This is a genomic window from Saccharopolyspora sp. NPDC003752 (assembly GCF_053605825.1).
This window is the reverse complement of the sequence record NZ_JBSGJZ010000015.1, coordinates 192,407-203,729: the sequence shown is the minus strand read 5'-3', so window position 1 is coordinate 203,729 and position 11,323 is coordinate 192,407. Positions and strand designations below refer to the sequence as shown.

The 11,323-nt window shown below is 70.6% G+C and carries 9 protein-coding genes; 2 read left to right on the top strand and 7 right to left on the bottom strand.

The window, feature by feature from the left end; all coding sequences use genetic code 11:
• Nucleotides 1-217: 217 nt before the first annotated feature.
• Both ACWEV3_RS21480 and ACWEV3_RS21475 read right to left on the bottom strand, forming a co-directional pair.
• Nucleotides 218-898 carry a response regulator gene (locus ACWEV3_RS21480; protein WP_452615584.1) on the bottom strand — a complete coding sequence of 227 codons (681 nt, stop codon included), beginning with the start codon at nucleotides 896-898 and terminating at the stop codon, nucleotides 218-220.
• Complete coding sequence (locus tag ACWEV3_RS21475) at nucleotides 895-2,520, bottom strand: sensor histidine kinase (RefSeq protein WP_452615583.1); 1,626 nt, start codon at nucleotides 2,518-2,520, stop codon at nucleotides 895-897. The genes ACWEV3_RS21480 and ACWEV3_RS21475 overlap by 4 nt, the downstream gene beginning before the upstream one ends.
• 144 nt (nucleotides 2,521-2,664) lie before the next feature.
• Here ACWEV3_RS21475 and ACWEV3_RS21470 point away from each other — a divergent pair, with 144 nt between their 5' ends.
• Nucleotides 2,665-4,035: a cation:dicarboxylate symporter family transporter gene (locus ACWEV3_RS21470; protein WP_452615582.1), complete on the top strand. Its 1,371-nt coding sequence runs from the start codon at nucleotides 2,665-2,667 to the stop codon at nucleotides 4,033-4,035.
• Between the two features lie 58 nt (nucleotides 4,036-4,093).
• Here ACWEV3_RS21470 and ACWEV3_RS21465 read toward each other — a convergent pair whose 3' ends face one another.
• The 5 genes from ACWEV3_RS21465 to hisD form a co-directional block, all read right to left on the bottom strand.
• Nucleotides 4,094-4,252 carry a hypothetical protein gene (locus tag ACWEV3_RS21465; RefSeq protein WP_452615581.1) on the bottom strand — a complete coding sequence of 53 codons (159 nt, stop codon included), beginning with the start codon at nucleotides 4,250-4,252 and terminating at the stop codon, nucleotides 4,094-4,096.
• A gap of 43 nt (nucleotides 4,253-4,295) precedes the next feature.
• Nucleotides 4,296-6,386, bottom strand: coding sequence for a phosphocholine-specific phospholipase C (locus ACWEV3_RS21460; protein WP_452615580.1), 2,091 nt, complete (start codon nucleotides 6,384-6,386; stop codon nucleotides 4,296-4,298).
• Nucleotides 6,387-6,697: 311 nt separating this feature from the next.
• Entirely contained in the window at nucleotides 6,698-7,315 is a 618-nt protein-coding gene (gene hisB, locus ACWEV3_RS21455; protein WP_358576517.1) for an imidazoleglycerol-phosphate dehydratase HisB, read from the bottom strand.
• Nucleotides 7,312-8,430 carry a histidinol-phosphate transaminase gene (locus ACWEV3_RS21450; RefSeq protein ID WP_452615579.1) on the bottom strand — a complete coding sequence of 373 codons (1,119 nt, stop codon included), beginning with the start codon at nucleotides 8,428-8,430 and terminating at the stop codon, nucleotides 7,312-7,314. Before ACWEV3_RS21450 ends, hisB begins: the two co-directional genes overlap by 4 nt.
• A 28-nt stretch (nucleotides 8,431-8,458) precedes the next feature.
• Nucleotides 8,459-9,775, bottom strand: a complete 1,317-nt coding sequence (gene hisD, locus ACWEV3_RS21445) for a histidinol dehydrogenase (RefSeq protein WP_452615578.1) — start codon at nucleotides 9,773-9,775, stop codon at nucleotides 8,459-8,461.
• A 205-nt stretch (nucleotides 9,776-9,980) separates the two neighbouring features.
• On the opposite strand from hisD, the gene ACWEV3_RS21440 reads away from it, so the two are divergent.
• Nucleotides 9,981-11,252, top strand: coding sequence for a M14 family metallopeptidase (locus ACWEV3_RS21440; RefSeq protein ID WP_452615577.1), 1,272 nt, complete (start codon nucleotides 9,981-9,983; stop codon nucleotides 11,250-11,252).
• The last annotated feature ends 71 nt before the right edge of the window (nucleotides 11,253-11,323 follow it).

The window sequence follows — 11,323 nt, the reverse complement described above, 5'->3', positions numbered from 1 at the left end:
CCTGGGTTGATCTTGGTCGACGATCCATCTACCAGGAGCTTCACCATTTCCCCCGCAGCGACACGCCTTCCCGCCCACCTCACCTGCAAAGATCAAGATGAAAAAGGCTCATTGAAATCGAAGGTTCGATTTCAATGGAAATTGCGGCGTTCGGGACGGTCTCCGGGTTCCGTCGCCCGTACCCGCACACCTGGCCGGGCCGGGCCAGGGCCTCCGGTCAGGCTTCGCCGATCCAGCGGTACGCCATCTCCGGTCGGCCGACCGCGCCGTAGAGCGGGCGGCGGTCGGCCATACCGTTGTTGACCAGGTATTCGAGGTACCTGCGGGCCGTCACCCTGGACACCCCCGCGGCTTCGCCCACGGTTCCCGCCGGGGCGCCGTCGGGGTTGGCGCGCAGCGCCGAGACGACCGCCGCGAGCGTCTCCTCGCTCATGCCCTTCGGCAGCGCCGCGCGGTCGACGCCGCGCAGCGCGGAGAACGCCCGGTCGATCTCGGCCTGGCTGCTGACTTCCCGGTCGTCGCCGAGGCTGGCCCGGAACCGCGCGTAGTGCTCCAGCTTCTCCCGCATCGCCGCGAAGGTGAACGGCTTCAGCAGGTACTGCACCACTCCGCTGGACACCGCCGCGCGGACGACCTTGAGGTCGCGGGCCGAGGTCACCGCGATCACGTCGGCGTTGCTGCCCGCGGTGCGCAGCGCCCGCGCGACCTGCAGGCCGTCCATGTCGGGCAGCCGCAGGTCCAGCAGCACCAGGTCGACCGCGGTGCGCTCGACGAACCGCAGGGCCGCCTGCCCGGTGCGGACCCGGCCCGCGACCGCGAACCCGTCGAGCCGGTTCACGTAGGCCTCGTGCGCCTCGCCGACCAGCGGATCGTCCTCGACGACCAGGACCGAGATCACCGCGCCACGTCCGTCCCCGAGCGGCCGGGCAACCGAACGGTGAACACCGCGCCGCCGTCGTTGTGCACCTCGATGGTGCCCCGGTGGCGGCGCACGCTCTGCCCGACCAGCGCGAGCCCGAGCCCGCGGCCGTCCTCCTTCGTCGACCAGCCGCGCTGGAAGACCCGCTGGGCGCTGTCCGGGTCGACGCCCGGCCCGTTGTCGGCGACCCGGATCAGCACACCGTCCGATGTGGACCGGATGGTCACCTCGACGCTCGGGCGCGAGCCCTCCAGCGTCGCCTCGACGGCGTTGTCGATCAGGTTGCCGAGGATGGTCACCAGGTCGCGGGAGTCGATGTGCTCCAGGTCGACGTCGTCGATCTCGGTGCCCGCGCCGAGCACGACCTCCACGCCGCGCTCCCCCGCCTCGGCGCTCTTGCCCAGCAGCACCGCCGCCAGCACCGGCTCGCCGACCGCGCCGACGACGCGATCGGTGAGCTGCTGGGCGAGCCGGAGCTCGTCGGTGGCGAACGCGACGGCCTCCTCCGCGCGGCCCAGCTCGATCAGGGAGACCACGGTGTGCAGCCGGTTCGCCGACTCGTGGGCCTGTGAGCGCAGCGATTCGGCGAAGCCCCGCATCGAGTCGAGTTCGCCGCTGAGGGCCTGCAGCTCCGTGTGGTCCCGCAGCGTGACGACGGTGCCCAGGTCGCGATCGCCGCTGCGGATCTGCGAGACGTTGACCAGCAGCACGCGGTCGTCGGTCAGGTGGACCTCGTCGCGCACCGCCCGCCCCGCCGCGAGGGTGTCCACAAGGGACACCGGCAGGCCGAGCTCGGACACGTGCCTGCCTTCGGTTTCGACGGGATCCAGCGAGAGCAACACAGCGGCCCCATCGTTGCACAGGGTGATCCGCCCGGAGGGCGCCACCAGCAGCAGCCCCTCGCGCACCGCGTGCAGGATCGCGTCGTGGTACTCGTACATGCGGCTGAGCTCGGCGGGGCGCAGCCCGTGGGTGTGGCGCCGCATCCGGGCGCTGACCAGGTAGGTCAGCAGCCCGCCGACCAGCAGCGCGGCCGCCGCGACCACGACCAGCGCCGTGACCTGCTCGCTGAGCTCGGCGGTGAGCATCCGCACCGTGATGCCGTCCGACACCAGGCCCACCAGCCGGTGCGCGTCGTCGTAGACCGGCACCACGGCGCGCACCGACGGGCCGAGGGTGCCGGTGTAGGTCTCGGTGAACACCTCCCCGGCGAGGGCCTGCTCGATGTGCCCGAGGAACCGCTGCCCGATCTGCGCCGGGTCGGGGTGCGTGTAGCGGATGCCCGCCGGGGACATGATCGTGATGAAGTCGACCCCGGTCTCCGCCCGGACGCGTTCGGCCAGCGGCTGCAACGTGGCGGTCGGGTTCGGCGCGGTCAGGCCGTCCCGGACCGCGGGCTGCGCGGCGAGCGTGCGGGCCACCGCGACGACCTTCTCCGCGGCCGCGTCGTCGTTGCGCCGGCCCGCGTCGTACCAGGCCAGCACGGCACCGGCGAGGACGACGACGGCGACCACGACCACCTGCAGCACGAAGAGCTGGCGGGCCAGGCTCCAGCTGGGCCGGACGCGGCCGAACCAGTTCCGGTCATCGGCGGTGGGCATCACGGATCCGTGTCGGAGATGTGAACACAATGAACAGAAGCGTGACGCCGACGATACCCGGCGCAGATAGTCTCTCCCGGCCGGACCGTGACCTGGGACACGGCTGGTACGAGTGTGACCCGGTAGCCCAGTAGGAGTGCAACAGTGGCAAGCAAAGACGCTGCGCAGACACGCCGTCGGGATCGAACGCATTACCTGTACATCGCGGTGATCGTCGCCGTGCTGGCCGGCATCGCGGTCGGCTTCCTCGCGCCCGACCTCGGCAAGGCTCTGAAGCCGCTGGGCACCGGGTTCGTCAACCTGATCAAGATGATGATCTCGCCGGTCATCTTCTGCACCATCGTGCTCGGCGTGGGAGGCGTCCGGAAGGCCGCCAAGGTCGGCAAGGTCGGCGGTCTCGCGCTGGCGTACTTCATGATCATGTCCGTGGTGGCGCTGATCATCGGGCTGCTGGTGGGCAACGTGCTGCACCCCGGCGAGGGGCTGCACATCACCGAATCGCTGCGCGGCCAGGGCGTGCAGCAGGCCGGTGAGGGCGCCGAGAGCACCACGGACTTCCTGCTCGGGATCATCCCGCACACCCTGGTGTCCTCGTTGACCGAGGGACAGGTGCTGCAGACGCTGCTGGTGGCGCTGCTGGCCGGTTTCGCGCTGCAGGCGATGGGCGACAAGGGCACCCCGATCCTGCGCGGCATCGAGCACATCCAGCGGCTGGTGTTCAAGATGCTGGCGATGGTCATGTGGGCGGCGCCGGTGGGCGCGTTCGGCGCGATCGCCGCAGTCGTCGGCGCGACCGGCGTGCAGGCCCTCAAGGGCCTGGCCGTGATCATGCTCGGCTTCTACATCACGTGCGTGCTGTTCGTGTTCCTGGTGCTGGGACCGGTGCTGTGGCTGTTCGCGCGGGTCAACATCTTCTCGCTGCTGCGCTACCTGGGCCGCGAGTTCCTGCTGATCGTGTCCACCTCGTCGTCGGAGGCCGCGCTGCCGCGGCTGATCGCGAAGATGGAGCACCTCGGGGTGAGCAAGCCGGTCGTGGGCATCACGGTGCCGACCGGCTACTCGTTCAACCTGGACGGCACCATGATCTACCTGACCATGGCGTCGCTGTTCATCGCGAGCGCGATGGGCGACCCGCTGTCGCTGGGCGAGCAGGTCGGGCTGCTGCTGTTCATGATGATCGCCTCGAAGGGCGCGGCTGGTGTCAGCGGCGCCGGGCTGGCAACGCTGGCGGGCGGCCTGCAGTCGCACCGGCCGGAGCTGCTGGACGGCGTAGGCCTGATCGTGGGCATCGACCGGTTCATGTCGGAGGCGCGGGCGCTGACGAACTTCGCGGGCAACGCGGTGGCGACGGTCCTCATCGGCGCGTGGACGAAGGAGATCGACCGCGACCAGATGCAGCAGGTGTTCTCGGGAGGAAGCCCGTTCAACGAGCAGTCCTTCGTGGACGAGGGCCACGGCGGCGCGACCAGCGAGGGCGACGAGCCCGAGAAGGAGCCCGTCACGGCGAAGAGCTGACGCTCCACAGACGAAGGGCGCCTCCGACTCGGTCGGGGCGCCCTTCGCGCGTTCAGGCTCAGCCGTAGATCATCCAGCCGATGCCGCCGGCGGTGGCCATCAGCGCGGCGACCGCGAGCACCACGGCGAAGAACCGGGCGGTCTTCCACGTCGCGTAGACGCCGCCGATCAGGAAACCCGCGACGGCCAGCAGGATGATCGGCAGGTAGCTCTGCATCACCACTCCCCTCAACCCGGCCAGCGTACCGAGGGGCGCGGGCTCAGCCGGTGATGCCCGGGGCTCCGTTCTCGACGCGGCCGGTGGCCCGGCGCCGGAACGACCGGTCCTGCGCGGCCGTCACCTCCACGTCGTACCAGCCCTGGTCCGTCGGCCACGCCACTGACTCCGCGCCCCCCGCGGCGAGCCGGACCTCGCGCTGCTCACCGGGCGCGTAGCCCAGGGCCCGCAGGCGCACCGTGATCGGCTCGGCGCCGCTGTTCCGCAGTTCCAGGGACAGGCCGCCGGTGCGGGCGTCGGGGTTCGTCCGCACGTCGAGGCCCGCGGCCTTGCCTTCGCGGGAGCCGCTCAGCTCGAACCAGAACCGGTTCGGCCCCTGCACCGCGAGCCGGTACTCCTCCTTCGCCGGCACGTTGACCACCTGCTCACCGCGAACGTCCACATGGGACGGTCCGGGCAGCTCGCCCGCGTACGCGTAGATCGCGAAGTGCGCCGATCCGGCGCCGACGTTGCCCAGCCGCAGCGCCACCGCTTCCCCGTTCAGCGCGGCGGAGACCTGCGGCTGGTACGGCAGTGCCCGCGCCGGGCTGCGGCCCTGCTCCTGCAGCGGGAGCGCCTGCTCCGCCGGCGGCTTGGGGTGCCAGCGCTCGATCGGCTCCGGCACCGGGCCCGGCTCGGCGGGCTTCGGCGGCTTCGCCGCGTTCTCGAAGTCGAACACCGAGGTCAAGTCGCCGCACGCGGTGCGCCGCCAGGAGCTGATGTTCGGCTCCTGCACGCCCGTCCAGCGCTCCAGCAGGCGCAGCACCGACGTGTGGTCGAAGACCTCGGAGTTGACGAAGCCGCCGATCGTCCACGGCGACACCACGGTCATCGGCACCCGCGGGCCGAGGCCGATCGGCCGGCCCTCGAAGTAGTCGTCGCCCTCGCCGGATCCGGGCTTCGGCGGCACCGGCGGCGGCACGTGGTCGAAGAAGCCGTCGTTCTCGTCGAAGTTGAGCAGCAGCGCGGTCTTCGACCAGATCTTCGGGTCGGCGATCGCGTCCAGCACCTCGTAGATCAGGTTCGCGCTACCGACCGGCGTGGAGCTGCCCGGGTGCTCGGAGTCCACAGCGGACGGAACCAGCCACACCACCTTCGGCAGCCGGTCCGCCTCGATGTCGGCGCGGAGCCGCTCGACGAGGGTGCCCGGCCTGCTGCGGTACATCGCACGGTCGAACAGGCTGCGCTCGGCGTCGGTCAGCGCATCGCGGCCCGCCTCCAGTTGCTTGAGCAGCCGCTGCTGCTCCTGGGCGGGCTTGTCGAACAGGGCGGTGTAGAACTCCTCGGTGGTGCGGAACTCGCCGTCCACCGCGGCGAGCATCTTGCGGCCGATCGCCTTGAACGTCTTGAAGTACTCGACGGAGTTGTCGGTGAAGTTGTCCCACTCCTGGTAGATCTGCCAGGGCACCCCGGCCTTCTCCAGCCGCTCCGGGTACGTCGTCCACTCGTAGCCGGCGTGGTCGTAGCTGTAGGCGGCGTTGGTGACGGCCCGCTTGGTGGTGCCCGGCTCGTAGCCGGTGGTGCCGGAGAAGAGGTAGTTCCGGTTCGGGTTGGTGGAGCCGAAGACCGAGCAGTGGTAGGCGTCGCAGATGGTGAAGGTGTCGGCCAGCTCGTACTGCAGCGGGATGTCCTGCCGCTCGTAGTAGGTCATGGTGGCGGAGGTCTTCGCGGCGACCCAGTCGTTGTTCCAGCCGCCGGCCCAGGCCTTGCCGCTGCCGCCCCAGCTGTGGTCGAGGTCGCCGAGGTACTGGATGTCGGAAACCGGCCGCCCCTCGCGCTCGGCGCCCTGCCGCAGCGAGAACGGCAGCACCTCACCGCCGATGGCGGGCTGCTGGAAGACGGACCGCCCATCGGGCTGCTGCAACGGCAACCGGTCGCCGTAGCCGCGAACCCCGCGCAGCGTGCCGTAGTAGTGGTCGAAGGAGCGGTTCTCCTGCATGAGCACGATGACGTGCTCGACAGCGTCCAAACCGCCCTGGGGAACCTGCTTCGCCATGGCCTGGTGCAGCGAGGGCGGCAGCAGCGAAGCGGCGGCAACGCCACCGGCCACACCAGCGGCACCGGCCAACACCCGACGTCGAGAAACCTCAGTCACGAGCGGACATCGTCACCGAAGAAAGCCAAGCGGCGTAAGACCCGCAGTGACGCAACGGTGAACCACCGGCGTCAGCCAAACGGCGCAACCGTAGGCATTCCTAACACCACGGACCGTGGCCGAGCCCGAAGCCGGCGCGCTCCTGATCGGTGAGACGCCGCGCTCATCCGCCTCGCGGAGCAGCCGTTCTTGACGTGCCCCGCGCGCGGAGAGTGCTGATCAATACACTCTTCGCACTGTCATACCAACGAGAAGGGGCGACGTCGACCGATTCGGCCGGTCGACGGCGCCCCTCTCGAAAAGACTCGCCCCTACAGGGCGCCCTTCGTGGAAGGGACCACGCCGGTGAAGCGGGGGTCGGGTTCGACCGCCGCGCGGAGGGCTCGGGCGATCGCCTTGTACTGGGCTTCCGCGATGTGGTGCGGGTCGCGGCCGTGGATGACCCTGGTGTGCAGGTTGATCTGGGCGTGGAACGCCAGGGACTCGAACACGTGGCGGTTCAGGACGAACGGGTAGTTCCCGCCGATCGTGAAGCTGTTGTACTGCTCCGGTTCGCCCGTCATCACGCAGTACGAGCGGCCCGAGACGTCCACCGCAGCGTGCGCGAGGGTTTCGTCCATCGGGATCCAGGCATCGCCGAAGCGGCGGATGCCCTTCTTGTCGCCGAGCGCCTGGCGCAGCGCCTGGCCGAGCACGATCGCGGTGTCCTCCACCGTGTGGTGCGCGTCGATGTGGGTGTCGCCGGTCGACTTCACCTTGAGGTCGAAGGCCGCGTGGGTGCCCAGCGCCGTGAGCATGTGGTCGTAGAACGGCACCGTGGTGTCGATGTCGACCTGCCCCGTGCCGTCGAGGTCGAGTTCGACCAGCACCGAGGATTCCCTGGTGGTGCGTTCGACCCGCCCGATGCGGGTCCCGGGCTGGAATGTCACTTGCTGATCTCCTCGCTCACGACCTTGCTCGCCGCCAGGAAGGCGTCGTTCTCCTCCGGCGTGCCGATGGTGACCCGCAGGTGGCCGGGGATGCCGACATCGCGGATCAGCACGTCGGCGTCCAGGTAGCGCTGCCAGGCGCGGTGCGCGTCCGCGAACCGTCCGAAGAGGACGAAGTTGGCGTCGCTGGGCACCGGCGAGAAACCCTGATCCCGCAACGCTTCCACGACCCGCTCGCGCTCGTCGATGAGCGCCTGCACCGAGCCGAGGGTGGCCTTGGCGTGCCGCAGGGCGGCCCGCGCGGCGGCCTGGGTGACGACCGACAGGTGGTACGGCAGGCGCACCAGCAGCAGGGCGTCGATCATCGCCGGGGCGGCCGCCAGGTAGCCGAGCCGGCCGCCGGCGAACGCGAACGCCTTGCTCATGGTGCGGCTGACGATCACCTTCGCCGGGTACTCGCGGATCAGCTCGATCGCGCTGGGCCGGGCGGAGAACTCGGCGTAGGCCTCGTCCACCACGACCACGCCGGGCGCGGCGTCGAGGACGGCGCGCAGGTCGTCCTGCGACACCGACTGCCCGGTGGGGTTGTTCGGGCTGGTCACGAACACCACGCCGGGCTGCTTCTCGGCGACGATGCGGGCGGCTTGCGCGCCGTCCAGGCTGAAGTCGTCGCGGCGCGGCGCCGGCACCCAGTCGGTGCGGGTGCCCGCGGACAGGATCGGGTGCATCGAGTACGACGGTTCGAAACCGAGCGCCGTGCGCCCCGGCCCGCCGAAGGCCTGCAGGATCTGCTGCAGGACCTCGTTGGAACCGTTGGCCGCCCACACGTTCTCGGTCGCCAGCGCGACACCGGTGGCCTTGGTCAGGTAGGCGGCGAGATCGGCGCGCAGCGCCTTGGCGTCGCGGTCCGGGTAGCGGTGCAGCGCCGTCGCGGCCTCCTGCACCGCGGCGGTCACGTCGTCGACGAGTTCCTGCGGCGGCGGGTAGGGGTTCTCGTTGGTGTTGAGCCGAACCGAGACGTCCAGCTGCGGCGCGCCGTAGGGGCTGCGGCCGCGCAGATCGTCCCGCAACGGCAGGTCGGCCAGCGTCGTGTCGGCGCCGGGCACGTCACTCATGGGTTCTACCTTCGGTTGTTCCGGGCGCTCAGCGGGGGAAGCGGGCGGTGACCGCCTGGCCGTGGGCGGGCAGGTCCTCGGCGTTGGCCAGCGCCACCACCTGGTCCGCGACGTCGCGGAGCGCCTGCTCGCTGTAGGCGATCACGTGGATGCCGCGCAGGAAGCTCTGCACGCTCAGGCCGGACGAGTGCCGCGCGCAGCCGCCGGTGGGCAGCACGTGGTTGGAGCCCGCGCAGTAGTCGCCCAGCGACACCGGCGCGTACGGGCCGACGAAGATCGCGCCCGCGTTGCGCACCCGCGCGGCCACCGCTTCGGCGTCCGCGGTCTGGATCTCCAGGTGCTCGGCGGCGTACGCGTCCACCACCCGGATCCCGTCCTCCACAGTGGACACCAGGATGCAGCCGGACTGCACGCCGGCCAGCGCGGTGCCGATCCGCTCGACGTGCTTGGTCTGCGCCACCTGGCGCTCCAGCTCGGCGTCGACCGCGTCGGCCAGCTCTTCGGAGGTGGTCACCAGCACGCTCGCTGCGAGCGTGTCGTGCTCGGCCTGGCTGATCAGGTCGGCGGCCACGTGCACCGGGTCGGCGGTGGCGTCGGCGAGCACCGCGATCTCGGTCGGCCCGGCCTCCGAGTCGATGCCGATCAGGCTGCGCAGGTGCCGCTTCGCGGCGGTCACGTACACGTTGCCCGGCCCGGTCACCATGTCCACCGGCACCAGCTCGGCGCCGTCGGTGTCGTGCCCGCCGTAGGCCAGCAGCGCCACCGCCTGCGCGCCGCCGACCGCCCAGACCTCTTCGACGCCGAGCAGCTGCGCGGCGGCCAGGATCGTCGGGTGCGGCAGGCCGCCGAACTCCGCCTGCGGCGGGCTGCACACCACCAGCGACTCGACCCCGGCGGCCTGCGCCGGGACGACGTTCATCACCACGCTGGACGGGTAGACCGCCAGGCCGCCCGGCGCGTACAGGCCGACGCGCGCGACCGGCACCCAGCGCTCGGTGACCGTGCCGCCGGGCACGACCTGCGTGGTCGTGTCGGTGCGCCGCTGGTCGTCGTGGACCTTGCGGGCGCGGGCGATCGACTCCTCCAGCGCCGCGCGCACCGCCGGGTCGAGCTCGTCGAGGGCGCGCCGCAGCTCGTCGGCCGCCACCTTCACCCGTTCCGGTCGAACCGCGTCGAACTTCTCGGTGAAGTCCAGGACGGCCGCCACCCCGCGGTCGCGGACCGCCTCGATCACCGGCCGGACCCGATGCAGCACGTGCTCGACGTCCATCTCGGCGCGCGGCAGCGTCGCGCGCAGCTCGACGGTGGACGGAACGCGACCGCGCAGGTCGGTACGGGTGAGCATGTGCGTCCTTCCAATACCCGGGGGCTACACCGACCAGGGTAATCGCCGCCGGGCCCCGCCGTCCCCGAACCCGGTCGCAGGTCACCCGGGACACGCGCGGAATGGGAAAACGTCAACGGCAGACCATTGTTCGCCAGTGGCTTGCCAACATCGGGCGGCTCCTAGAACCTGCCAACATCACCACCAGTGATCGATCGGAGACCCGATGTTCAGCTCACGGCGCAAGGCAGTGACCGTGGCGGCAGCCGCGTGCCTGGTCCTGCTGGCCCCGATCCAGGCCAGCGTGTCCGCGGAGCCGACCGGGGCGACCGCCGCCCAGGACTTGGCCACCTACACCGTTCCCAACACCGACAGCAAGACGCGAACCGAGATCAACCGCACCGGCGCCCAGGTCATCGCGGTGTCCGGCGCGGTGGCCACCGTGGAGGCCACACCGGCGCAGGCCGAGCAGCTTCGGGCGGCCGGTTTCGTGCTCAACGACGAGACCAAGGTCGCCGACGCGCTCAAGCGGATCAACCCGGCGCAGGCGCAGCAGGTGCCCGGCGACTTCCCGCCCGGGTACGAGGGCTACCACAACCTCGACGAGATGAACGCCGAGCTCGACACCGTGGTCAAGGACCACCCGGACATCGCGTCGAAGTCCAGCATCGGCAAGTCCTTCGAGGGCCGCGACATCCCGGTGCTGAAGATCAGCGACAACGTCGGCCAGGACGAGGACGAGCCGGAAGTGCTGTTCGACTGCAACCAGCACGCCCGCGAGCACCTCACCACCGAGATGTGCCTGCGCATCGCCAACCGGTTCACCGACGACTACGCGAGCGACCAGGCCGTGAAGGACGCCGTCGACAACCGGGAGATCTGGATCATCCCGGTGGTCAACCCGGACGGCTCGTCCTACGACGTGGAGTCCGGCCAGTTCCAGGGCTGGCGCAAGAACCGGCAGGACGCCGGCACCGACCTCAACCGCAACTGGGGTTACAAGTGGGGCTGCTGCGGCGGCTCCGATGACGACCCGAACGGCGAGACCTACCGGGGCACGGCCGAGTGGTCGGCGCCGGAGACCGCGGCGATGCGCGACTTCATCGACTCGCGGGTGGTCGGCGGCGCCCAGCAGATCAAGGCCGCGATCGACTTCCACACCTACTCCGAGCTCGTGCTGTGGCCCTTCGGGCACACCAGCGACGACGTCACCGAGGACATGACGCAGGAGGAGTACGACCGGTTCGCGCGGGTCGGCGGCGAGATGGCCCAGAGCAACGGCTACACCCCGCAGCAGTCCAGCGACCTCTACGTCACCGACGGCGACAGCCTGGACTGGATGTGGGGCCAGCACAAGATCCTGGCCTACACCTTCGAGATGTACCCGGCCAACGGCGGCGGCATCGACGGGTTCTACCCGCCCGACGACGTGATCGAGAAGGAGACCGCCCGCAACGACGCGGCGGTGGACATCCTGATCCGCGAGGCAGGCGCCTGATCCGGTGAGAGGGGAAAAGGGCCCGGGGCGCCACGGCACCCCGGGCCCTTCCCCTACCGGGCGGCTCCCAG